Genomic DNA, 23,265 nt, shown 5'->3' with positions numbered 1-23,265 from the left:
ACGTACCGCGCGCCCGCCGCTCAGCGCACGTGCGAGGGCACGAACGGCGGCCGCACGGCCTGCACGGCCTGCGGCCGCCCGCGCACGTCCACCGCCAGCTCGACGCCCTCCTCGACCCCTGCGGCGGTGTCGAGGAGCGCGAGGGCGATGCCGGTCCGCAGCGTCGGCGAGAACGTCCCGCTGGTCACCTCCCCGATCCGCTCCCCCGCGGCGCCGAGCACCGCCATGCCCGGCCGGGGGATCCCGCGCCCGGGCGCCCGCAGACCCCAGAGGAGCCGGGCCGGGCCGGACCCCTTCTCGGCCAGGAGGGCCGCCCGGCCCCAGAAGGCGTCCTTGCGCCAGCCGACCGCCCAGCCGGCCCGGGCCTGCAGCGGGCTGATCTCCGGGGACAGCTCGTGGCCGTGCAGGGGGTAGCCCATCTCGGTGCGCAGCGTGTCACGGGCACCGAGGCCGCACAGCCGCAGCCCCTCGTCGCGGCCGACGTCGACCAGCACGTCCCACAGCTCACCGGCCCGGTCGGCGGCCACCAGCAGCTCGTAGCCGTGCTCGCCCGTGTAACCGGTGCGGCAGACGGTCACCTCCGCGTCCCCGCCGCCGGTCCCGGTCACGAAGGACATGTACGCCAGCTCGCCGGGCAGCCCCAGCATGGAGAGCAGCACCGCCGATCGGGGGCCCTGGACGGCGAGGACGGCGACCTCGGTGTGCCGGTCGGTGACCGTCACCCCGGCGGGCGCCTCGGCGGACAGCCGGGCCACCACCTCGGCCGCGTTGGCCGCGTTGGGCACCAGCAGGACGTCGTCGGGCCCGTGCAGGTAGACGATCAGGTCGTCGACCACGCCGCCGGCGCGCGGGTCGCCGTCGGGCAGGCAGCACATCGTGTACTGCGCCTGCCCCGGGCCGATGCGGGTCAGGTCGTTGGTCAGGCAGCGGTCGACGAACGCCGCCGCGCCCGGGCCCCGCACGGTGGCGGTGCCCAGGTGCGAGACGTCGAAGAGCCCCACTCCCTCGCGGACGGCGGCGTGCTCGGCCAGCACCCCGCCGCCGGCGTACTCGATCGGCATCGACCACCCGCCGAAGTCCGCCAGCTTGGCGCCGGCGGCGACGTGCCGCTCGTGCAGGGGCGAGGTCCGCGCATCCACGACCGCACGCTATCGGTGCCGGCAGTCGACGAGCCGCGGGCACGGAGCTGTCCCCGGGAACGGCCCTCCTGCAGGGGCCCGCCGTGCACGACCGGAGCCGGGGGCGGCCCTCCTGCAGGGGCCCGCCGTGAGCCCGCGAACGGTGGGCGGGCGGCACCCGCGGCAGCCGGCCCTCGAAGCCCGAGCCCGGTGCGGCCCTCCTGCAGGGGCCCGCCGTGAGCCCGCGAAGGTGGGCAGGCGGCACCCGCGGCAGCCGGCCCTCGAAGCCCGAGCCCGGTGCGGCCCTCCTGCAGGGGCCCGCCGTGAGCCCGCGAACGGTGGGGAGCAGGAGGGTCCTTCTAGGATCGAGCGGTGCCGCCGACGATCACCGCCACCGACCGCCCCCTCGAGAAGCTCTCCGCCGACGCCGTGGTCGTCGGCGTCGGCAAGGGCCCCGATGGCCTGCTGTCCACCCCGGGGGCGGACGCCGTCGACCGGCTCCTCGGTGGCCGGCTGCTGTCCGCCCTCGCCGACCTCGGTGCCCGGGGCGGTGAGGACGAGGTCACCCGCGTCGCGACGCTCGGCCAGGGTCCGTTCCCCGTCGTGGTCGCCGTCGGCCTGGGCGCACCGAGCACCGGCGGCGGCTACGACGCCGAGGCGGTGCGCCGGGGTGCGGGTGCCGCCAGCCGGGCGCTGTCGGGCCGCGCGTCGGTGGTCACCCTGCTGGCCGCGGTGGGCGGGACGCCCGACGACCTGCGCCTGCACGCCGTCGCCGAGGGCAGCCTGCTGGGAGCCTACGAGTTCACCGCCTACAAGTCCGACCTGCCGGCGAACCGGCCGCTGCCCCCGCGCGAGTTCACCGTCGTCGTCCCGGACGCCGGGGACGCCAAGGCCGCGCTGGCCCGATCGCGTGCCGTGGCCGCAGCGGTCGGCCTCGTCCGGGACCTGGTCAACGCCCCGCCCAACGACCTGTACCCGGCCGAGCTGGCCGCCCGCGGTGCGGCCGCGGGCAAGAAGGCCGGCCTGAGCGTGGAGGTCCTCGACGAGGAGGCCCTGGCCGAGGGCGGCTACGGCGGCATCCTCGCCGTCGGCGGCGGCTCGGCCCGCAAGCCGCGCCTGCTGCGGATGACCTACCGGGGCAAGCGGGCGCAGAAGAAGGTCGCGCTGGTCGGCAAGGGGATCACCTTCGACAGCGGGGGCCTGTCGATCAAGCCGGCGCTGAAGATGGAGGACATGAAGAGCGACATGGCCGGCGCCGCCGCCGTGATCGCCACCGTGTGCCTCGTCGCGGAGCTCGGCCTCCCGGTGGAGGTGACGGCGACCGTCCCGATCGCGGAGAACCTGCCCAGCGGCACCGCCTACCGCCCGGCCGACGTGGTGACCTTCCGCAACGGCAAGAAGGCCGAGATCACCAACACCGACGCCGAGGGCCGCGTGGTGCTGGCCGACGCCATCTCCCGCGCCGCCGAGGACTCCCCCGACTGCCTGCTGGAGACCGCCACCCTCACCGGCGCCCAGCTGGTCGCGCTCGGCTCGCGCACGGCCGGCGTCATGGGCAGCGACGACCTGCGGGACGCCGTGGTGGCGGCCGGCCGGCGCTGCGGTGAGGCGATGTGGGCCATGCCGATGCCCGCCGAGCTGCGCCGGGGCCTGGACTCGCCGGTGGCCGACTTCGTCAACGCCAACGCCGACCGCATGGGCGGGATGCTGGTCGGCGCCCACTTCCTGGCGGAGTTCGTGCCGGCCGGGCTCCCCTGGGCGCACATCGACATCGCCGGCCCGAGCTACAACACCGGCTCCCCCTGGGGGTACACGCCCAAGGGCGGGACCGGCGTCCCGGTGCGCACCCTGCTCGCGACCATCGAGGGGCTGATCGCCGGCTGACCCCGCCGTGCCGCGCGGCTCAGCCCTGCCCGCGGTGCCGTCGCGTCCACGCCCGCATGCGCTGGGGGTAGCCGGTGACCTGCGCGTCGTAGACGGGGATGCCCAGCTCGCGGGAGAGGCGGCGGGCCGCCCGCGGCCCCGCGATCCGGCGCCGGGTCCACTCGCCGTCGGCGGCGACGAGCACGATCGTCGTCTCGGTGACCGCCGTCCGCGGTTCGACGTAGCCCTCGACGCCGCGGCGGGTCGCCACGAACCGCTCGAGGTGCGCGGCGTCGTCCCGGCCGGGCTCCCGGTCGAGCGTCGGCCGGCCGGGCGCACCGGCACGGTGCCCTCGCCGCCTGCGCCAGAACCGCATCCCGCCTCCGCCCCCGGGCCGCCGTGCCCGCCTCCCTGCCGGGTGAACGGCCGTTCCGGGCCGCGGGGTTCCCCTAGTGGCAGGATGAGCACGGACGTTCCCCCGCCCGTGCGGGCGGGGCGCCGACGACAGCGACGAGGAGTTCCCGTGAGTGCACCCACCTCCCCCGCCGACCTGGTCATCCTCGGTGGTGGCTCGGGTGGCTATGCCGCCGCGCTGCGCGGCGCCGAGCTCGGGTTGTCCGTCGTCCTGGTCGAGCGGGACAAGGTCGGCGGCACCTGCCTGCACCGCGGGTGCATCCCGACGAAGGCGCTGCTGCACGCCGGGGAGATCGCCGACGCCGCCCGCGAGGGCGAGCAGTTCGGCGTCAAGACCTCGCTGGCCGGCATCGACATGGACGGCGTCAACGCCTACAAGGACGGCGTGGTCTCGCGGCTCTACAAGGGCCTGCAGGGGCTCATCAAGAGCCGGAAGATCACCTACGTCGAGGGCGAGGGCCGGCTCGTCTCGCCCACGGCCGTCGAGGTCGACGGCCAGCGCTACGAGGGCCGGCACGTCCTGCTGGCCACGGGGTCCTACGCCCGCAGCCTGCCGGGCATCGAGCTCGACGGCACCAAGGTCATCACCAGCGACCACGCCCTCCGGATGGACCGCGTACCGACGTCGGCGGTGATCCTCGGCGGCGGCGTCATCGGCTGCGAGTTCGCCAGCGCCTGGAAGTCCTTCGGCGTGGACGTCACCATCGTCGAGGCGCTGCCCCACCTGGTCCCGCTGGAGGACGAGTCGTCGTCCAAGCTGCTCGAGCGCGCCTTCCGCCGCCGCAAGATCGGCTTCGAGCTGGGCAGCCGCGTCTCCGGGGTGCAGACCACGGAGGACGGCGTCAAGGTCGCGCTGGAGAACGGCAAGGAGATCGAGGCCGAGATCGTGCTCGTGGCCGTGGGCCGCGGCCCGGTCAGCCAGGGCCTCGGCTACGAGGAGGCCGGGGTCGCCATGGACCGCGGGTACGTGCTCGTCGACGAGTACTGCCGCACCAACGTCGAGACCATCTCGGCCGTCGGCGACCTCATCCCCACCCTGCAGCTGGCCCACGTCGGCTTCGGCGAGGGCATCCTCGTCGCCGAGCGCGTGGCCGGGCTCAACCCCCCGCCCATCGACTACGCCGGGGTGCCGCGCATCACCTATTCCGACCCGGAGGTGGCCTCGGTCGGCCTGACCGAGGCCCAGGCCAAGGAGCGCTTCGGCGAGGTCAAGACCCTGACCTACGACCTCGGCGGGAACGGCCGCAGCCAGATCCTCAAGACCCAGGGCGCGGTCAAGCTGGTGCAGGCCGTCGACGGCCCCGTCGTCGGCGTCCACATGGTGGGCAGCCGCGTCGGCGAGCTGATCGCCGAGGCCCAGCTGATCTACAACTGGGAGGCCGAGGCCGACGACGTCGCCGGCCTCATCCACCCGCACCCGACGCAGAGCGAGGCCCTCGGCGAGGCGCACCTCGCGCTGGCGGGCAAGCCCCTGCACGTGCACGGCTGACCCCGCCTCACCCCCACCCACCCAGCACTGCGAAGGAGCCCCGCCCCGATGCCGACCTCCGTCACCATGCCCGCCCTGGGCGAGAGCGTCACCGAGGGCACGGTCACCCGATGGCTCAAGCAGGAGGGTGAGCAGGTCGAGGCCGACGAGCCGTTGCTCGAGGTCTCGACCGACAAGGTCGACACCGAGATCCCGGCGCCGGCCGCCGGTGTCCTGAGCAAGATCCTCGTCGCCGAGGACGAGACCGTCGAGGTCGGCGCCGAGCTCGCCGTGATCGGTGGCGACGGGGACGGCGGTGGCGCACCGGCCGGCCAGGACGAGGACGCCGGAGCCGCCGAGGAGCAGCCCGCCGCGGCCGAGGAGCCCGCTCCGGAGCCGGCCGAGGAGCCGCAGCCGGAGGCCCAGCCCGCGGCGGAGGCGCCGTCCGGGGACTCCGGGGGCTCCTCCGGCGGCGGCGAGGGCACCCCGGTGACCATGCCCGCCCTCGGCGAGAGCGTCACCGAGGGCACGGTGACCCGGTGGCTGAAGTCCGTCGGCGACGAGGTGAGCGCCGACGAGCCGCTGCTCGAGGTGTCCACCGACAAGGTCGACACCGAGATCCCGGCGCCGGTCAGCGGCACCCTGCAGGAGATCCTGGTCGGCGAGGACGAGACCGTGGAGGTCGGCGCGCAGCTGGCCGTCATCGGCAGCGGCGCCGCCGGGGGCGGCTCCGCGCCCCAGCAGGCCGCACCGCAGCAGCAGGAGCGGCCGGCCGCCGAGCCGCAGCAGCAGGAGGAGCCGGCCGCCGAGCAACCCACCCCGGAGCGTGCGCAGCCGGCCTCCGAGCAGCCGGGCGCCGACTACGGCTCCAGCGGCGCAATGCCCGCCGAGTCGCCCACCTCGGCACCCTCCCCCGCGCAGGCGGTGGCCCCGCAGGCGCCTGAGGCGCCGAAGGCCCCGTCGCCCGCTCCCGCGGGCGGCGACGGCGGCGGTGACGGCGGCGGCACGTACGTCACCCCGCTCGTGCGCCGGCTGGCCGCCGAGCACGGCGTGGACCTGTCCTCGGTGAGCGGCACGGGCGTCGGCGGGCGGATCCGCAAGCAGGACGTGCTGGCGGCCGCGCAGCAGGGCCGGCAGCCCGCGGCGGAGCCGCAGGGGGAGACCCGGCAGGCCCCGGCCCGCACCGCCCCGACCCCGTCGCCGGCGGCCATGCCCGACACCTCGCTGCGCGGCCGCACCGAGAAGCTGTCCCGGCTGCGCAGCGTCATCGCCCGCCGGATGGTGGAGTCGCTGGCCGTCAGCGCGCAGCTGACCACGGTGGTCGAGGCCGACGTCACCGCGATCGCCCGGCTGCGGGACCGGGCCAAGCGGGACTTCGAGGCCCGCGAGGGCGTCAAGCTGTCCTTCCTGCCCTTCTTCGCCAAGGCGGCGGTCGAGGCGCTCAAGGCCCACCCGGCCGTGAACTCCTCGATCGACCTCGAGGCCGGCACGGTCACCTACCACGACGCCGAGAACCTGGGCGTCGCGGTCGACACCGAGCGCGGCCTGCTCGTGCCGGTCATCAAGGACGCCGGCGACCTGAGCATCGGCGGGCTGGCCCGCAAGATCGCCGACCTGGCCGAGCGCACCCGCACGAACAAGGTCACCCCGGACGAGCTGGGCGGCGGCACCTTCACGCTGACCAACACCGGCAGCCGCGGGGCGCTGTTCGACACGCCGATCATCAACCAGCCCCAGGTGGCCATCCTGGGCGTGGGCACGGTGGTCAAGCGCCCGGTCGTCGTCCAGGACCCCGACCTCGGCGAGGTGATCGCGGTCCGGTCGATGGTCTACCTGGCGCTGACCTACGACCACCGGATCGTCGACGGGGCCGACGCCGCCCGCTTCCTCGGCACGGTGAAGGAGCGGCTGGAGGCCGGCCAGTTCCACGGCGAGCTCGGGCTCAGCTGAGCGAGGTCCCCCGGGCCCCCTGCCACCCGTCGTCGACGGGCCCCGTCCCCCTCTCCCCCGGCGAGCCCGGGGCGAGCCCCGGGACGGGGCCGGCGGCGGCGCCCTGCAGGGGGCCATCGGGGCCCCGGCACCCGCCCGGGCCCCGTCGCGTCCGCCGTCCCGGCGCCAGCGGAGGAAGTGCATGAGGATCGCGGTCACCGGCTCGTCCGGTCTCATCGGCACGCACCTGGTCGCCGCGCTGCGGACCGACGGGCACGACGTGCTCCGCCTCGTCCGGCGGACGCCCCGGACGGCCGACGAGCACCGCTGGGACCCCCACCACCAGCGCGTCGACCCCACCCTGCTGGCCGACGTCGACGCCGTGGTCAATCTCGCCGGCACGCCCATCCGGCCGCGGCCGTTCACGTCCTCCTACAAGGAGAGCCTGCGCCGCAGCCGGCTGGACAGCACGACCACGGTCAGCAGGGCGTTCGCCGACGCCGCGACCGCCGAGCCCGGCCGTCGCCGGGTGCTGCTGTCGGCGTCCGCCGTGGGGTACTACGGCGACACCGGGGACCGGACGGTGACCGAGTCGGCCCCGTCCGGGCAGGACTTCCTGGCCCGCCTGTGCGCGGAGTGGGAGGCCGCCACCGCGCCCGCCGAGGCCGCCGGCATCCGGGTCGCCCACCTGCGCACGGGGCTCGTCGTCGGCCGCGGCGCCATGCTGGTCACGATCCTGGGCCTGGTCTTCCGCGCCGGCCTGGGCGGGCGGATGGGTTCGGGGCGCCAGTACTGGCCCTGGATCGGCCTGGAGGACGAGATCGCCGCGATCCGCTTCCTGCTCGACGCCGACGTCTCCGGCCCGGTCAACCTCACCGGGCCGGACCCGGTCACCAACGCCGAGTTCGTCCGGCGGCTGGCGCACGTCCTGCACCGGCCGGCCGTCCTGCCCGTGCCCGGCCCGGCCATCGCCCTCGCGCTGGGCGAGTTCGGCCGGTCCAGCGTCCTCGCCGGGCAGCGCGCCGTGCCCGCCGCGCTGCAGGAGGCCGGCTTCACCTGGACGCACCGGGACCTCGACTCGGCCCTGCGGACGGCGCTCGGCCGGGGCTGAGCTCAGCGCGCGGTCTGCGCCTCCGCGATCCGCCACCCGTCGTCCCCGCCGACGAGGGTGATCCGGGCACCGCTCGGCCCCCGGGGCCCGACGGTCTGCACCGGCGCCGTCCCGGGCGCCTCGACGACCGCGTAGGCCGCCCACTCGTCCACCACGGCGAGCACCACCCGCCCCTCGCCGGCCGACACGACGGAGGCCTGGACGACGCGGGGCGCGAACCCCTCGAGCCGGTGTCCCGCGGCGCGCAGCGCCTCCACCGCCGCCCGGTCGGCGGTCAGCAGCGGGCTGCCCGGGGCGTGCACCCGGTCCAGCGGGACGGGGTCGGACGTGGCGAACGCGCTGGCCCGGACCTCGTAGAGGTCCTCCAGCACGGCGCGCCAGTCGGCGCGGGGCCCCTCGCCGAACCCGTCGGTGGACCCCTCGCCGACCTCCGCCGCAGGGGGCTGCGACGGCGGGCCGCCCGGGGCCGTGCTGGGAGCGGCCGCGCCGCCCGGGGCCGTGCCGGGTGCGGCCGTGCCGCCGGGGGCCGCGCCGGGCGCGGCCGCCGGTGGGGGGTCTGCCGGACCCGGTGCCAGCGCCACGGCGACCGCCACCACGGCCAGCAGGACGGCGAGCACGGCAGCGGCCCGCACGGCCCCGGGCCGCAGCCCACCGGTGCGCAGCGCACCCATCCGCAGCGCACCGACCCGCAGCCGGCCGGCCAGCCGGCGCCGGAGCGGTGCGCGGTCCACCACCCGGGGCGGCTCGCGCCGGTGCCGCCCCGGCACCTGGTGGGTCAGCTCCGTGCGGGCGGGGGTGCCGGCGCCACTCCCGGCCGCCCGGTCGCCCGGGCCGGGTGGGCCCAGCTCCACGGGCTCGGGCCGGCAGGCGTGCCGGAGGTCCAGGGCGAAGGCCGCCGCCGTGCCCCTCCGGTGCGGGTGCGGGTCCAGCCCCCGGGCGATGACCGCCAGCAGCTCCGGCGGGGCCCCCGGGGCCAGCTCGGTGAGGTCGGGGAGCTCCCCTGCGGCTGCGACGCGCAGCGTGTCGGCCGGGGTGGCCGCGTTCCAGGGTGCGACGCCGGTGAGGGCGTGGAACGCCGCCGCGGCCACCCCGAACACGTCCGACGACGGGTCCGGTGCACCCCCGCGGGCCACGACCGGGTCCACGTAGGCCGGGGTGACCTCGGCGGCGGCCTCCTCGCCCAGCACCCGCGCCACGCCCAGGTCGGTGAGCACCGGGCGCCCCTCGGCGGTGAAGACGACGTTGCCCGGGGACAGGTCGCCGTGCACCACGCCCTGCTCGTGCGCGCAGGCCAGGGCAGCGGCCACCGGGGCGACCGCGGTGACCACCTCCCCCGGGCGGAGCCGACCCCGGCGGGCGAGCAGGGCCGCCAGGCTCCCGCCCGGGAGCAGCTCCAGGACCAGCGCCACCCGCGGGGGCCCGCCCCGGCGCGGCTGGTGCACCACCTCGACCAGGCGGACGAGGTGCGGGTGGTCCAGCGCGCCGAGGAGGGCCGCCTCGCGGGCCTGCCGCTCCGGGTCGCCGGCCACCAGCACCTTCACGGCCACGGGGGTGCCGCCGGCCCGCGGCACCGCGCGCCATACCTCCCCGGAGGCGCCGCGGCCGAGCAGGTGCTCGAGCCGGTAGCCGGGGACGACGGGGGCATCCGGGTTCCCGGGCGCAGGCAGGAGAGGCACGGCGGGCACGGTAGAGCCGCGGGCAGCGCGGGCGCCCCGGTTGTCCACAGGCGCCGGCCCGCCCGACGTCCGATGGGGGCGCGACCGCACCCGCCTCGTGTGGCCGGCGGGCCGGACCCCTAGGTTCGGGCCATGCCACCGCCCGCCCGCGCCGAGGTCGTCGTCGTCGGAGCCGGGCTGGCCGGCCTGTCCGCGGCGGTGCGGCTGGCCGGCGCCGGGTGCGACGTCCACGTCGTGGAGGCCGCGGCGCACGCCGGCGGCCGGCTGGCCACCGAGCGCATCGACGGGTTCGTCGTCGACCGCGGGTTCCAGGTCCTCAACACCGGCTACCCCCGGGCCGCCGACCTCGACCTGGCGGCCCTGGACCTCGGGTACTTCTGGCGCGGGGCGGTGATCCGCGTCGGCGACCGCCTCCACCGGCTGGTCGACCCGCGCCGGCACCCCGCGGCCGCGGTGGGCACCCTCCGCGCGCCGGTGGGGTCCCTCCCCCGCAAGGCCGCGCTCGCCGCCTTCTCCGCCCGTGCCGCCTGGACGCCCGTCCCCCGGCTGCTGCGGGCGCGGGAGCTCACCGCGGAGGAGCACCTGCGCCGCTCCGGGGTCGGCACGGCCGCGCTCGAGCGGTTCCTCCGGCCCTTCCTCTCCGGCGTGCTGCTCGAGTCGGGGCTGCAGACCTCCAGCCGGTACCTCGACCTGCTGTGGCGCAGCTTCGCCCGCGGGGACATCGGCCTGCCGGCGCGCGGGATGCAGGCCGTCGGGGAGCAGCTGGCCGGCCGCGTCGGGGACGGGCGGGTGCACCTCGGCGTACCGGTGACCGCGGTCGAGGGGACCTCCGTGCGCACCGGGCACGGCCGGGTGGAGGCCGACGCCGTCGTCGTCGCCACCGACCCGGGGACCGCGGGGCTGCTGGTCCCCGGCGTGGTCGCCACCGCACCGCGCCAGGTCACCACCCACCTGCACGTGCTGCCGTCCTCGCCGTGGCGCGACCCGCTGGTGCTGCTCGGCCGGCCCGGCGGCCGCCTGGTCAACTCCGCGGTGGTGACCGACGCCCAGCCCGCCTACAGCCCCGACGGGCGGGCCCTGCTCGCCAGCTCGACGCTGGCCCCGACCGGCGAGGCCGAGGTCCGGGACGAGATCGCCGCCCTGCACGGCGTCGCCCCGCGCGACCTCGAGCACCTCACGTCGGTGACCGTGCCCGGCGCCCAGCCGGCCGCCCTGCCCCCGTTGACCCTGCGCAAGCCGGTCGACCTGGGCGAGGGCCTCTTCGTCTGCGGCGACCACCGCGACACCCCGTCCATCCAGGGGGCCATGGCCAGCGGTGCGCGCACCGCCCGCGCCGTGCTGCGCGCCCTCCGCCCCGGCCAGCAGGGAGCCGCCTGACCGTGCCCGCACCCGCACCGACCATCCTGGCGACCAGCATCGGGTTCGACTCCCGTGGCCGCGGCCCGTACGACTGGGCGCCCGGGCCGGTCTTCGACCTCGCCTTCGACCTCGCCGGCCGGCCGGAGGCGCCCCGGCTGTGCTACGTCGGCACCGCCACCGGTGACGACCCGGTGCGCGTGGCCGGCGTCTACGGCGCGTTCGCCGGCAGCGGCGTCCGGGTGAGCCACCTGAGCCTCTTCCCGATGCCGACCGTGCCGGACCTGCGGGCGCACCTGCTCGCCCAGGACGTCGTCTGGGTGGGCGGCGGGAGCGTGGCGAACCTGCTGGCCGTGTGGCGCGTGCACGGCCTCGACGAGGTGCTGGCCGAGGTCTGGCGGGCCGGCGTCGTGCTCGGCGGGGTCTCGGCCGGGTCGCTGTGCTGGCACGTCGGGGGCACCACCGACTCCTACGGCCCGGACCTGCGGCCGGTGACGAACGGGCTGGGCCTCATCCCGACCTCCAACGGGGTGCACTACGACTCCGAGGAGCAGCGCCGCCCGCTCTACCACCGCCTCGTCGCCGACGGCACCCTGCCCGGCGGGCACGCCACCGACGACGGGGTGGGGCTGGTCTACCGCGGCACCGAGCTGGCCGAGGTGGTGGCCGACCGGTCCGGCCGGGCCGCCTACCGGGTCGAGCGGGGGGCGGACGGCGCCGTCGTCGAGACCCGGATCGAGCCGCGACGGCTGCGCTGACCGGCCGCCCTGCCCGTCGCGGCCCCGTCCCGGGCATAGGCTCGGGGGCGTGAGCGAGCTGCAGGTCATCCGCGCCGGCCTGGTCCCCTACGAGGAGGCCTGGGCCTGGCAGCGCAGGCTGCACGAGGAGCGGGTCGCCGGCACGGGCCCGGACACCCTGCTCCTGCTGGAGCACCCCCCGGTCTACACGGCCGGCAAGCGCACCGAGCCCCACGAGCGGCCGGTCGACGGCACCCCGGTCGTCGACGTCGACCGCGGTGGCAAGATCACCTGGCACGGGCCCGGGCAGCTCGTCGGCTACCCGGTCGTGGCGCTGCCCGACCCGGTCGACGTGGTCGCCCACGTCCGCCGCCTGGAGACCGCGCTCATGGCGGTCTGCGCCGGTCTGGGCCTGGCCACCGAGCAGGTCGAGGGGCGCAGCGGGGTGTGGGTGCCCGCCGACGCGCGCGGGCCGGACCGCAAGGTCGCGGCCATCGGGGTCCGGGTGGCCCGTGGCGTGACGATGCACGGCTTCGCGCTCAACTGCGACCCCGACCTCGCCGCCTTCGGCGCGATCGTCCCCTGCGGCATCGCCGACGCCGGCGTCACCTCGCTGTCGGCCGAGCTCGGCCGCGACGTCCCGGTCGGCGAGGTGCTCGACGCGGTCGAGACCGCCCTGCGCGCCGTGCGGACCGGCGCCGCCGCGGTCCCCGCCGCGAGCTGACCCGGCCGGGCGGGGTACCGGGGCGCGTCCACCGCGCCGCGGCGCCCCACCCGGGGGCGGCTAGCCGACCACGAAGTTGACCAGCCGGCCGGGCACCGCGATCACCCGGCGCACCGTCCGGCCCGCCAGCAGCCCGGCGACCTTCTCGTCGGCGCGGGCGGCCTCCTCCAGCCCGGCGGCGTCCGCGTCGGCCGCCACGTCCACCTGCGCGCGGACCTTGCCGTTGAGCTGCACGGCCACCTGGACGGTGTCCTCGACCAGCCAGCGCTCGTCGGCCACCGGGAACGGGGCCCAGGCCAGCGACTCGCCGTGCCCCAGCCGTGACCACAGCTCCTCGGCGATGTGCGGGGCCAGCGGGGCCAGCACGAGCACCAGCGGCTCGGCCACCGAGCGCGGGACCCGGCGCCCGTCCCCGTAGGCCTGCGTCAGGTGGTTGGTCAGCTCGGTGATCCGCGCGATGGCGATGTTGAACCGCAGCGTCGACATCCCGTCGCGGACGCCGGCGATCGCCCGGTGCAGCGCCCGCAGCGTGCCCTCGTCCGGCTCGGCGGCGTCGTCGGCGCGGACGGCCCCGGTCTCCTCGTCGACGACGACCCGCCAGATCCGCTGCAGCAGCCGCTGGGAGCCGACGACCGCCTTGGTCTCCCAGGGCCGGGACTGCTCCAGCGGCCCGGTCGACATCTCGTAGACCCGGAAGGTGTCGGCCCCGTAGGCGCCGATCATCTCGTCCGGGGTCACCATGTTCTTCAGGCTCTTGCCGATCTTGCCGTACTCACGGTTGACCTCGGCGCCCCCGTGGAAGAAGCGGCCGTCCCTCTCCTCCACCTCGGCGGCGGGCACGTAGAAGCCGCGCGCGTCGGTGTAGGCGTAGGCGGAGATGTAGCCCTGGTTGACCAGCCGGCGGAACGGCTCCTCGCTGGAGACGTACCCCAGGTCGAAGAGCACCTTGTGCCAGAACCGCGCGTACAGCAGGTGCAGCACCGCGTGCTCGACCCCGCCGACGTACAGGTCGACGCCGCCGACGTCGCCCTCGCCGCGGGGGCCCAGCCAGTACCGCTCCAGCTCCGGGTCGACCATCCGCTCGTCGTCGCCCGGGTCCAGGTAGCGCAGGTAGTACCAGCAGGACCCCGCCCAGTTGGGCATCGTGTTGGTCTCGCGCCGGTAGGTCCTCGGCCCGTCGCCCAGGTCCATCTCGACCGTCGTCCACTCCGTCGCCCGCGACAGCGGCGGCTCCGGTGCCGAGTCGGCGTCGTCGTCGGCGAAGGTCTTCGGCGAGTAGTCGTCGACCTCGGGCAGCAGCACCGGGAGCATCCGGTCCGGGACGGCGACCGGCAGGTCGTGCTCGTCGTAGACGATCGGGAACGGCTCGCCCCAGTAGCGCTGCCGGCTGAACAGCCAGTCGCGCAGCTTGTAGGTGGTGGTCGCCTCGCCGTGCCCGCGCGCCACCAGCCACGCGGTGATCCGCTCGATCGCCTCGGCCTTCGCCAGGCCGTCCAGCGAGACCTCGTCGTTCGCGGAGTTGATCATCGCGCCGGCGCCGGTCCAGGCCCCGCCCTCGAAGCCCTCGGGCGGCTGCACGGTGCGCACCACGGGCAGGCCGAACACCTCCGCGAACTCGAAGTCGCGGGTGTCCTCCCCCGGCACCGCCATGATCGCGCCGGTACCGTAGCCGGTCAGCACGTAATCGGCGATGAACACCGGCAGCTCGCGGCCGTTGACCGGGTTGACGGCCGTGACGCCCAGCCAGACACCGGTCTTCTCCCGCGCCTCGTTCTGCCGGTCCAGCTCGGAGCGGCGGGAGGCCTGCCGCTGGTAGTCGGCCACCGCCACGGCGGGGGTGGTCGCCCCGCCGGTCCAGCGCGGGTCGGTGCCCTCCGGCCAGGCGTCGGCGGTCAGCGCGTCGACCAACGGGTGCTCCGGGGCGATCACCACGTACGTGGCGCCGAACAGCGTGTCCGGCCGGGTGGTGAAGACCTCGATCGACTCCGCCCCGCAGGAGAACCGGAGGCGCGCGCCGGTCGAGCGGCCGATCCAGTTGCGCTGCATCAGCTTCAGCGAGTCCGACCAGTCCAGCCGGTCCAGGTCGGCCAGCAGCCGGTCGGCGTAGGCGGTGATCCGCATCATCCACTGCGTCAACGGACGGCGGAACACCGGGAAGTTGCCGCGCTCGGAGCGCCCGTCGGGGGTGACCTCCTCGTTCGACAGCACCGTGCCCAGGCCGGGGCACCAGTTGACCGGCGCCTCGTGCAGGTAGGCCAGCCGGTGGGCGTCGACGACCCGCCGCCGTTCGACGTCGTCCAGCTCCGCCCAGGGGCGGCCCGCCGGGTTGCTGCCGGGGGCGGGCTCCCGGGTGCCGGCGTCCAGCTCGGCCACCAGCTCGGCGATCGGCCGCGCCCGGCCGGCCTCCTCGTCGAACCAGGACCCGAAGACCTGCAGGAAGATCCACTGGGTCCACTTGTAGTAGCCGGGGTCGATGGTGGCGAAGGACCGGCGGTCGTCGTGGTCGACGCCCAGCCGGCGCAGCTGCGCCCTGATCGCGGCGATGTTCGCCTCGGTGGTCACCCGCGGGTGCTGGCCGGTCTGGACGGCGTACTGCTCGGCGGGCAGGCCGAAGGCGTCGTAGCCCATCGGGTGCAGCACGTTGTCGCCGTCCATCCGGCGGAACCGGCTGGTGACGTCGGTGCCCAGGTAGCCCAGCGGGTGCCCGACGTGCAGCCCGGCACCGGAGGGGTACGGGAACATGTCCATCACGAAGAACTTGGGCCGGTCGGCGACCCGGTCGAAGCCCGCGGACAGCCGCCCGGTCGGGTTCGGCGTGTGGCAGGTGCCCTCGGCCGCCCAGCGGTCCTGCCAGGCCAGCTCGATCCGCTGCGCCAGCGCGGGGGTGTACCGGTGCGGGGGCGTGCCCTCCGCGGCGGGGTCGGTGCTCGGCTGGCTGGCCGTCTGGCTCATCGTCAGTGCTCCTGGGGGCTCGTACCGGCGGCGGACATGAAAAAACCCCTCACGCAGGAGGGGTCGCCGTGCTGCCTGATCCGGTCAGGTCAGCACGGCCGCGGGAGGAGCCGACCGGTCACCGGCCCAGGATAGCGCGGCCCGGCCGCTCCGTTCCCGCGCTCGGCCCGGCCGACCCCACCCAGGCGCCGAGGGCGGGGGCGGCCGGCGCCGGGTCAGGCCAGCTGCGGGGCCACCTCGGCGGCCACCAGGTCCAGGTGGTCGAGGTCGGAGAGGTCGAGCACCTGCAGGTACGCCCGCGAGGCCCCCGCCTCGGCGTACCGGCCGAGGACGTCGACCACCTCGGCCGGGGTGCCCGCCGCGCCGTGCTCCCGCAGCTCGTCCACCTCGCGCCCGATCGCCGCGGCCCGGCGGGCCAGCTCGGCCTCGTCGCGGCCGACGCACAGCACCAGGGCGGAGCTGAACACCATCGACGCCGGGTCGCGGCCGGCCTCCTCGCAGGCCTCCCGGACCCCGGCGAAGAGCCGCGCGTTCTCCTCGACCGAGGAGAAGGGCACGTTGAACTCGGCCGCGTAGCGGGCGGCCAGCCGGGGGGTCCGCTTCCGCCCCCGGCCACCGACCAGCACCGGGACGCCGCCGTCCTGGGCCGGCTTGGGCAGCGCCGGCGAGCCGGCGACCCGGTAGTGCTCCCCGGCGAAGTCGAAGGTCTCCCCCACCGGCGTCGACCACAGCCCGGTGACGACGGCGAGCTGCTCCTCGAACCGGTCGAAGCGCTCGCCCAGCTCCGGGAACGGGATGCCGTAGGCGGTGTGCTCGGCCTCGTACCAGCCCGACCCCAGGCCGAGCTCGACGCGGCCACCGCTCATCCGGTCCACCTGCGCGACCGCGATGGCCAGCGGCCCCGGCAGCCGGAACGTGGCCGCGCTCATCAGGGTGCCGAGCCGGATGCGGCTGGTCTCCCGGGCCAGACCGGCGAGGGTCACCCACGCGTCCGTGGGCCCGGGCAGCCCGTCGCCGCCCATGGCCAGGTAGTGGTCGGACCGGAAGAAGGCGTCGAAGCCGGTCTCCTCCGTCCGGCGCGCGACGGCGAGCAGGTCGTCGTACGTGGCCCCCTGCTGGGGCTCGGTGAAGATCCGCAGCTGCACGGCGGCGACGCTAGCCCGCCCCCGCGGGGGTCGCGCGGCCGAGATCGCGGTCCGGGGTGTGCGCCCTGCGGCGAGCGGGCAGGATGGCCGCCGAGACGATCAACTCGGAGGTGCATCCCGTGTTCCGCAAGAAGACACACGGCCAGATCATCGGCGAGGAGCTGCAGGAGGGCTTCAGCCACCTCGGGACGGCGGTGGCCGAGGCGGGCCGGGCCGCGGCGGAGCAGCTCGCACCGCGTGTCGAGGCCGCCCGCGAGGCCTCCGGCCCGGCGCTGCAGGCCGCCAAGGTGGCGGTGGCGCCGAAGGTGGCCGCGGCCACCGCGGTCGCCGCCCCCGCGGTGGCGCAGGCCCGCGAGGCCGCCGGCCGGGCCGCCGCCGACCTGGCCCCGCGCGTGGAGGCCGCCCGCGAGGCCCTGGCGCCGCGGGTGGAGGCCGCCCGCGACTCCCTGGCCCCCCGGGTGGAGGCCGCGCGCATCGCCGCCCAGGAGGCGGCCGCCGACCTCGGCCCCCGGTTCGAGGCCGCCCGGGAGTCGGCCCGCAAGACCCTGGAGAAGGACGTCGGCCCCCGGCTGACCGCGGCGCAGGCGGCGGCCCTGGCCTACGCCACGCCGAAGGTGCTGGCCGCCCGCGAGTCGCTCGGCCCGGCGCTGGAGAACGCCCGCGACAGCCTGGCCGGCGTGCTCGAGGAGCTCGACCTGCGGCGCGAGGAGCTGGCCGCCGGCACGGACAAGGCGCGCAAGCAGGTCGCCAAGCGCCGCCGGGCCCTGGAGAAGCGGGCCGCCAAGCAGGGCCGGAAGGTGTCGAAGGGCACCACGGCGGCCAAGCGGCGGGCCGGCCTGGAGTCCCCGCCGCGCCGCTGGCCGTGGGCGGTCCTCCTCCTCGCCGTCGGCGCCGTCGCCTTCTCGCTGCTGCGCCGCCGCAAGGACGACGACCTGTGGACCCCCGCCCCCGCCGGGGACGGGCCCGTGCCCAGCTACCGAGAGGACCCCGTGCCCAGTTCCCCCAGCAACTCGGAGAAGTCGGTCTCCACCGCCCAGGAGACCGCCGGAGACGCGACCCCGCCCGACAGCGACCTGGGCGAGCAGCCGCAGCAGATGGCCTACGGGGACGCGGAGAACTCCGCCACCCCCGGGACGGCCACCACCACCCCGAACGACCCGGCGCTGGACACGGCGACCGCGTCGCCGACCGACCGGCCGCAGACGGCCAGCAGCGGCCAGGGCTCGGACGCCGAGGACCCGCGCAACCCGGCCACCTGAGCAGACCCGCACCCGCGGCACGCGACGGCGCCCGCCCCCGCAGGGGCGGGCGCCGTCGCACGTCCGGGCCAGGTCCGGCCCGAGGGGTACCGTGGGCGATCATGAGCGAGACGGTGGCCCCGACCCCCTCGTCCGACACGCCCCTCGCGCCCGGCGGCCGCAAGCTGCTGCGCCTCGAGGTCCGCAACAGCCAGGTCCCCATCGAGCGCAAGCCCGAGTGGATCAAGACGCGCTTGAAGACCGGCCCCGAGTACACCGAGCTCAAGTCGCTGGTCCGCCGCGAGGGGCTGCACACGGTCTGCGAGGAGGCCGGCTGCCCCAACATCTACGAGTGCTGGGAGGACCGCGAGGCCACGTTCCTCATCGGCGGGGACCAGTGCACCCGGCGCTGCGACTTCTGCCAGATCGACACCGGCAAGCCCGCCGACTTCGACGCCGACGAGCCCCGCCGCGTGGCCGAGAGCGTCGCGACGATGCAGCTGCGGTACGCGACCGTCACCGGGGTCGCCCGCGACGACCTGCCCGACGGCGGCGCGTGGCTCTACGCCGAGACGGTCCGGCAGATCCACGCCGCCGTCCCCGGGTGCGGCGTCGAGCTGCTCATCCCCGACTTCAACGCCGACCCCGATCAGCTCGCCGAGGTCTTCTCCTCCCGGCCGGAGGTCCTGGCGCACAACGTCGAGACCGTGCCGCGCATCTTCAAGCGGATCCGGCCCGGGTTCCGGTTCGAGCGCTCGCTGGCCGTGCTCACCGCCGCCCGCGAGGCCGGCCTGGTCACCAAGTCCAACCTCATCCTCGGCATGGGCGAGGAGCCCGACGAGGTCGTCGAGACGATGCGGGCCCTGCACGAGGCCGGCTGCGACCTGCTCACCATCACCCAGTACCTGCGGCCATCCCCGCGGCACCACCCGGTGGTCCGCTGGGTGAAGCCCGACGAGTTCGTCGGGTTCCAGCAGCAGGCGGAGGAGATCGGCTTCCCCGGCGTCCTCGCCGGGCCGCTGGTGCGCAGCTCCTACCGCGCCGGGCGGCTCTACCAGCAGGCCGTGGCGGCTCGAGGGATCACCGCGCCGAGCTGATCCGCCGGCCCCGGTGCAGGGACCCGCGGTGCGCGTCAGCGCGGCGTAGGGGGCACCGGGGTCCTTTCCCTATCCTGGGGGCATGGCACGCAGCAAGCCCACTGACCCCTCCGCGCCCACCGGCAAGGCCGGCCGGGGACCGGGCGCCGGCGCCCGCGGCCGGTCGGGGGCGACTGCGGCCGGTGGCAAGAGCGGCGCCGGCAAGCCGGAGAAGGCCCGCGGCGGCCGGCTGAAGCGGATCGGCAACCAGGCCCGCATGATCAAGCAGGCCTACTCGCTGACGCGCAAGAACGACCCGAAGCTGCCCTGGGTCATGCTCATCGCCTTCGTGGCGGTGGCCGCCGTCGTCGAGCTGGTCGCCGTCCTCTTCGGCTCGCCGTTCCTGTTCCTCCCGATCGCCGTCCTGTTCGGTCTGCTGGCGGCCATGATCGTCTTCGGTCGGCGGGCGCAGGGCTCGGCCTACCGCCAGGTGGAGGGCCAGCCGGGGGCGGCGGCCTGGGTGCTCGAGGGCATGCGGGGCGACTGGCAGGTCTCCTCCGGGGTCGCCGCGACCACGCAGATGGACGCCGTCCACCGGGTCACCGGCCGGCCCGGGATCATCCTCGTCGGCGAGGGCGTGCCCTCCCGGGTGCGGCCCCTGATGGCGCAGGAGAAGAAGAAGGTCGCGCGGATCGCCGGCGACGCCCCCATCTACGACCTGCTGGTCGGGGACGAGCAGGGCCAGGTCCCGCTGCGCAAGCTCTCCCCGCACGTGATGAAGCTGCCGCGCAACCTCTCCGGCGCGGAGCTCAACGCGCTGCGCAAGCGGCTGTCCGCGCTGGGCGGCCCGCGCATGCCCGTCCCCGGCGGCCCGCTCCCGGGCGGCCGGCAGATGTCGGTCAGCCAGCGGCAGGTCCGCCGGCGCTGACCACCCGGGGCCGAGCGGAGTGCCGCGGGCGAGGAGACCTCGTCCCGGGCACGCCGCCCACCTCACCCGCGGACGACGGCCGTCCCCGCCACCCGGTCGTGCAACCCGCGGCCGTCGGAGTCGACCAGCAGCGCGGGCACGAGCAGGCACAGCAGCGCCGTGCGGACGACGGCCCGCCAGGGTGCCAGCCGGGCTCCCTCCCTCGGGTGCGCCAGCCGCAGGCCGAGCAGCCGCATGCCGGGGGTCTGCCCGACCAGGGTCAGGCTCACGACGGTGATCGCCGCGAAGGCCACCAGGCTCCAGTTGCCCGGCAGCGCCGGTGCGGTGAACAGGCCGGCGACCAGCGCCGAGGCCAGCGCGTCGACGGCGAAGGCCGCGACCCGGCCGGAGAAGCCGGCCAGCGACCCCGGCCCCTCGGCGGGCAACCCCAGGGCGGCACCGCGCGGGCGTTCCTGAGAGGCTGACGGCACGTCCCTGACCATGCCAGCCAGCGTATGACCCGTCCGCAGCCGACCCGTCCGGCCGGGACGGCGCCGGGCCGGCGACACGCCGGAGCCCGATTTACCGCCCCGAAACAACCGGGACACCGCGGGGCAAAACCCCGCTCGTAGGTTCCCGGTCGGCTGTCCGCCCACTCCCGGAGGATCGATGTTCACCAGTCCCGACGAGGTCGCCGCCTACATCCGCGACAACGACGTCGAGTTCGTCGACGTCCGCTTCTGCGACCTGCCCGGAGTCATGCAGCACTTCACGGTCCCGGCGTCGAGCTTCGGTGAGGACACCTTCTCCGACGGGCTCGGCTTCGACGGCTCCTCGATCCGCGGGTTCCAGGCGATCAACGAGTCCGACATGCTGCTCCTGCCGGACGCCAACAGCGCCTTCGTGGACCCGTTCCGCAAGCACAAGACGCTCAACGTCAACTTCTTCATCCACGACCCGATCACGCGGGAGGCCTACAGCCGCGACCCGCGCAACGTGGCGAAGAAGGCCGAGGCGTACCTGGCCAGCAGCGGCATCGCCGACACCGCCTACTTCGGCCCGGAGGCGGAGTTCTACATCTTCGACTCGATCCGGCACTCGACCGGCATCAACGAGGGCTACTACCACATCGACTCGGTCGAGGGCGCCTGGAACTCGGGCGCGCTGACCGGCGAGAACGGCGGCCCCAACCTCGGCTACAAGACCCGCGCCAAGGGCGGCTACTTCCCCGTCGAGCCCTACGACCACTACAGCGACCTGCGCGCGGCGATGATGCAGAACCTGACCAACGTCGGGCTCGAGCTCGAGCGCGGTCACCACGAGGTGGGCACCGCCGGCCAGGCGGAGATCAACTACAAGTTCGACACCCTGCTGCGCGCCGCGGACAGCCTGATGCTGTTCAAGTACGTCATCAAGAACACCGCCTGGGCGGCCGGCAAGAGCGTCACCTTCATGCCGAAGCCGCTGTTCGGCGACAACGGCTCGGGCATGCACTGCCACCAGAGCCTCTGGAAGGACGGCGAGCCGCTCTTCCACGCCGAGACCGGCTACGCGGGCCTGTCCGACACCGCCCGGCACTACATCGGCGGCCTGCTGACCCATGCCCCCTCGCTGCTGGCCTTCACCAACCCGACCACCAACAGCTACCACCGGCTCGTGCCCGGGTACGAGGCGCCGATCAACCTGGTCTACTCGGCCCGCAACCGCTCGGCCTGCTGCCGCATCCCGATCTCCGGTGACAGCCCGAAGGCCAAGCGCATCGAGTTCCGCGTGCCCGACCCCTCGGCCAACCCCTACCTCGCCTTCTCGGCGATGCTGATGGCCGGCCTCGACGGCATCAAGAACAAGATCGAGCCGCCGGCCCCGGTCGACAAGGACCTCTACGAGCTGCCGCCCGAGGAGGCCCTGGGCATCGAGAAGGTGCCCGCGTCGCTGGACGCCGTCCTCGACCGGCTCGAGACCGACCACGAGTACCTCGTCGACGGCGGGGTGTTCACGCCCGACCTGATCGAGACGTGGATCGAGTACAAGCGGGAGTTCGAGATCGACCCGATCCGCCTGCGCCCGCACCCCCACGAGTTCGCGATGTACTACGACATCTGAGCTCGACCCATCGCTGACCCGAGCAGGTCTCCGGGAGGCGGCAGCAGTCCCCGACGAGTCCCCACGGGCCGCCAGCGCAGCAGCAACGGCGGCCCGTGGGGACTCGTCGCTGTCCGGCCACGTGTGGACCGCGTCATACCCGGCGGGGGCGTCCAGCCGGGAAGGACGGGGAGCGACCACGGTCTGCCCCGGGCGCGGGCACGACGACCCGGCGCTCGCCCACCCCGTCGTGGTGCGCGCCGCGCTGGCAACCCGGCGGCCTCGCTCACCCGTGGACCGCAGCGAGCGCCTCGAAGGCCACGAAGGCCTGCGGGCCGGAGGTCTCGACGTTCATCAGCACCGCTACCGCGGCCCCGCTGTCCGGATCGAACCCGAAGAACGCGGAGTGGACGGAGCCGCTACCCAGGTGGCCGTGGACGGTGAGCTGCTCGCTGGCGTACTCCTCGAACCCGAGGCCGTACCGGTGGTCGATGCCGAACTGCGAGAGGTCCTCGGCCGGGATGAACGTGCCCATCTCGGCCTGGCTCTGCTCGGACAGCAGCCGGCCGTCGCGCAGTGCCTCGGTGAACACGAGCAGGTCCGCAGCTGTCGACTCGAGCGCTCCCGCGGCGCCGCCGACACTGGGGTGCCAGCGGTCGGTCGCCTCGACGAGGCGCCCCTCGTCGACGACGTATCCCGGGACACCGCGCAGGCTGCCGAGCCGCGTGCCCTGCAGGTCGAGCGGTTCGACGATCCGCTCGTGGACCTCGTCGGTCCACGGGTTGCCGGTCACCTGCTCGATGATCTCGCCGAGCACGGTGTAGTTGGTGTTGGAGTAGGAGTGCGGGCCCCCGGGTCCTCCGGTCCGCCCGGCGGTCTCGGCGAGGGCGATCAGTTCCGCCGGGGTCCATTCGCGCCGGGCGTCGTCCAGCACGGCGGGTTGGTGGATGTAGTCGCCGAGCCCGCTGGTGTGCTGGAGGAGCTGACGGGGGGTGATCCGGTCGGCGCCGGCGAGATCGGGCAGGAAGTCCTCGATGCCGGTGTCGAGGTCGAGACGGCCCTCCTCGGCGAGTTGCAGGACGACGACGGCGACGAACGGTTTCGTGGCGCTGCCGATGTTCCAGGGGACGTCCGGGTCGACCGGGTCGCTGTCGACGTCCAGTGACTGCGCGCCCGCCGTGGTCGTGACGGCGGTCCCGTCCGCCGTGCGCAGGGCGAGGACGGCGCCGACGAACTCGTCGTCCGCTCGGTGCGCCTCGAGGATGCCGGTCATCGTCTGCTGGAGGTCGGAGTCGGCGGCCGGCGGCGCCGTCGGGCCGCTCGGCCTCGTGGCGGTAGGGGTGGGGATGGCGGCGGTCTCGTCGGCTCCGCCGCACGCCGCGGAAGCGATCAGCGCGGCGAGCAGGCCGGTCGCCGCCACGGTCCGCCTCCAGCGGCGGCGGGTCGCGGGAGTGGGCGGCGCCGGGACA

The 23,265-nt window shown here is 75.6% G+C and carries 18 protein-coding genes; 11 read left to right on the top strand and 7 right to left on the bottom strand.

Annotated features, from left to right (window positions below; all coding sequences use genetic code 11):
- Nucleotides 1-20: 20 nt before the first annotated feature.
- Nucleotides 21-1,139: a glycine cleavage system aminomethyltransferase GcvT gene (gcvT, locus tag D0Z06_RS04470; protein WP_117376186.1), complete on the bottom strand. Its 1,119-nt coding sequence runs from the start codon at nucleotides 1,137-1,139 to the stop codon at nucleotides 21-23.
- Nucleotides 1,140-1,490: 351 nt separating this feature from the next.
- Between gcvT and D0Z06_RS04465 the strand changes: the two genes are divergently transcribed.
- Nucleotides 1,491-3,002 (top strand): leucyl aminopeptidase, encoded by a 1,512-nt coding sequence (locus D0Z06_RS04465; RefSeq protein ID WP_117376185.1) that lies wholly within the window; start codon nucleotides 1,491-1,493, stop codon nucleotides 3,000-3,002.
- A gap of 19 nt (nucleotides 3,003-3,021) precedes the next feature.
- Here the strand turns inward: D0Z06_RS04465 and D0Z06_RS04460 are convergent, their stop codons facing one another.
- Nucleotides 3,022-3,357: an oxidoreductase gene (locus D0Z06_RS04460; RefSeq protein WP_117376184.1), complete on the bottom strand. Its 336-nt coding sequence runs from the start codon at nucleotides 3,355-3,357 to the stop codon at nucleotides 3,022-3,024.
- Between the two features lie 147 nt (nucleotides 3,358-3,504).
- On the opposite strand from D0Z06_RS04460, the gene lpdA reads away from it, so the two are divergent.
- The 3 genes from lpdA to D0Z06_RS04445 all read left to right on the top strand — a co-directional run bounded on the left by lpdA (nucleotide 3,505) and on the right by D0Z06_RS04445 (nucleotide 7,903).
- Nucleotides 3,505-4,884 (top strand): dihydrolipoyl dehydrogenase, encoded by a 1,380-nt coding sequence (lpdA, locus tag D0Z06_RS04455; protein ID WP_117376183.1) that lies wholly within the window; start codon nucleotides 3,505-3,507, stop codon nucleotides 4,882-4,884.
- 48 nt (nucleotides 4,885-4,932) lie between these two features.
- Nucleotides 4,933-6,813 carry a 2-oxoglutarate dehydrogenase, E2 component, dihydrolipoamide succinyltransferase gene (gene sucB / locus D0Z06_RS04450; RefSeq protein WP_117376182.1) on the top strand — a complete coding sequence of 627 codons (1,881 nt, stop codon included), beginning with the start codon at nucleotides 4,933-4,935 and terminating at the stop codon, nucleotides 6,811-6,813.
- Nucleotides 6,814-6,994: 181 nt separating this feature from the next.
- A complete protein-coding gene (locus D0Z06_RS04445; protein WP_117376181.1) occupies nucleotides 6,995-7,903 on the top strand; it encodes a TIGR01777 family oxidoreductase in 909 nt (302 codons plus the stop codon).
- A 2-nt stretch (nucleotides 7,904-7,905) separates the two neighbouring features.
- On the opposite strand, the gene D0Z06_RS26875 is transcribed toward D0Z06_RS04445, so the two are convergent.
- Nucleotides 7,906-9,579, bottom strand: coding sequence for a serine/threonine-protein kinase (locus D0Z06_RS26875; protein ID WP_304999746.1), 1,674 nt, complete (start codon nucleotides 9,577-9,579; stop codon nucleotides 7,906-7,908).
- A 132-nt stretch (nucleotides 9,580-9,711) separates the two neighbouring features.
- On the opposite strand from D0Z06_RS26875, the gene D0Z06_RS04435 reads away from it, so the two are divergent.
- From D0Z06_RS04435 to lipB, 3 genes are read left to right on the top strand one after another with little or no spacing between them, the layout of a single operon-like run.
- Nucleotides 9,712-10,956 carry an NAD(P)/FAD-dependent oxidoreductase gene (locus tag D0Z06_RS04435; RefSeq protein ID WP_117376180.1) on the top strand — a complete coding sequence of 415 codons (1,245 nt, stop codon included), beginning with the start codon at nucleotides 9,712-9,714 and terminating at the stop codon, nucleotides 10,954-10,956.
- Between the two features lie 2 nt (nucleotides 10,957-10,958).
- The gene (locus tag D0Z06_RS04430) at nucleotides 10,959-11,693 is read left to right on the top strand and encodes a Type 1 glutamine amidotransferase-like domain-containing protein (RefSeq protein ID WP_117376179.1); all 735 of its coding nucleotides are present in this window, start codon (nucleotides 10,959-10,961) and stop codon (nucleotides 11,691-11,693) included.
- A gap of 49 nt (nucleotides 11,694-11,742) precedes the next feature.
- Nucleotides 11,743-12,396: a lipoyl(octanoyl) transferase LipB gene (gene lipB, locus D0Z06_RS04425; protein WP_117376178.1), complete on the top strand. Its 654-nt coding sequence runs from the start codon at nucleotides 11,743-11,745 to the stop codon at nucleotides 12,394-12,396.
- A 60-nt stretch (nucleotides 12,397-12,456) separates the two neighbouring features.
- On the opposite strand, the gene leuS is transcribed toward lipB, so the two are convergent.
- Together leuS and D0Z06_RS04415 are read right to left on the bottom strand one after the other, a co-directional pair.
- Nucleotides 12,457-15,348 (bottom strand): leucine--tRNA ligase, encoded by a 2,892-nt coding sequence (gene leuS / locus D0Z06_RS04420; protein WP_117376177.1) that lies wholly within the window; start codon nucleotides 15,346-15,348, stop codon nucleotides 12,457-12,459.
- A 215-nt stretch (nucleotides 15,349-15,563) separates the two neighbouring features.
- Nucleotides 15,564-16,493 (bottom strand): LLM class F420-dependent oxidoreductase, encoded by a 930-nt coding sequence (locus tag D0Z06_RS04415; protein ID WP_117376176.1) that lies wholly within the window; start codon nucleotides 16,491-16,493, stop codon nucleotides 15,564-15,566.
- Nucleotides 16,494-16,612: 119 nt separating this feature from the next.
- On the opposite strand from D0Z06_RS04415, the gene D0Z06_RS04410 reads away from it, so the two are divergent.
- The 3 genes from D0Z06_RS04410 (at nucleotide 16,613) to D0Z06_RS04400 (ending at nucleotide 19,735) form a co-directional block, all read left to right on the top strand.
- On the top strand, nucleotides 16,613-17,752 hold the full coding sequence (locus D0Z06_RS04410) for a hypothetical protein (RefSeq protein ID WP_147331978.1): 1,140 nt from the start codon (nucleotides 16,613-16,615) through the stop codon (nucleotides 17,750-17,752).
- 101 nt (nucleotides 17,753-17,853) lie between these two features.
- Nucleotides 17,854-18,828 (top strand): lipoyl synthase, encoded by a 975-nt coding sequence (gene lipA / locus D0Z06_RS04405; RefSeq protein WP_117376174.1) that lies wholly within the window; start codon nucleotides 17,854-17,856, stop codon nucleotides 18,826-18,828.
- 82 nt (nucleotides 18,829-18,910) lie between these two features.
- Nucleotides 18,911-19,735 carry a DUF4191 domain-containing protein gene (locus tag D0Z06_RS04400; RefSeq protein WP_117376173.1) on the top strand — a complete coding sequence of 275 codons (825 nt, stop codon included), beginning with the start codon at nucleotides 18,911-18,913 and terminating at the stop codon, nucleotides 19,733-19,735.
- A 62-nt stretch (nucleotides 19,736-19,797) separates the two neighbouring features.
- Here D0Z06_RS04400 and D0Z06_RS04395 read toward each other — a convergent pair whose 3' ends face one another.
- A complete protein-coding gene (locus D0Z06_RS04395; RefSeq protein ID WP_233517442.1) occupies nucleotides 19,798-20,205 on the bottom strand; it encodes an RDD family protein in 408 nt (135 codons plus the stop codon).
- A 178-nt stretch (nucleotides 20,206-20,383) separates the two neighbouring features.
- Between D0Z06_RS04395 and glnA the strand changes: the two genes are divergently transcribed.
- The gene (gene glnA / locus D0Z06_RS04390) at nucleotides 20,384-21,817 is read left to right on the top strand and encodes a type I glutamate--ammonia ligase (protein ID WP_117376171.1); all 1,434 of its coding nucleotides are present in this window, start codon (nucleotides 20,384-20,386) and stop codon (nucleotides 21,815-21,817) included.
- A gap of 265 nt (nucleotides 21,818-22,082) precedes the next feature.
- On the opposite strand, the gene D0Z06_RS04385 is transcribed toward glnA, so the two are convergent.
- Complete coding sequence (locus tag D0Z06_RS04385; RefSeq protein ID WP_158579882.1) at nucleotides 22,083-23,216, bottom strand: serine hydrolase domain-containing protein; 1,134 nt, start codon at nucleotides 23,214-23,216, stop codon at nucleotides 22,083-22,085.
- Between the last annotated feature and the right edge of the window lie 49 nt (nucleotides 23,217-23,265).

The sequence above is a fragment of the Geodermatophilus marinus genome, from assembly GCF_003428645.1.
GTDB lineage: Bacteria > Actinomycetota > Actinomycetes > Mycobacteriales > Geodermatophilaceae > Geodermatophilus.
This window is presented reverse-complemented; position numbering and strand designations above follow the sequence as displayed.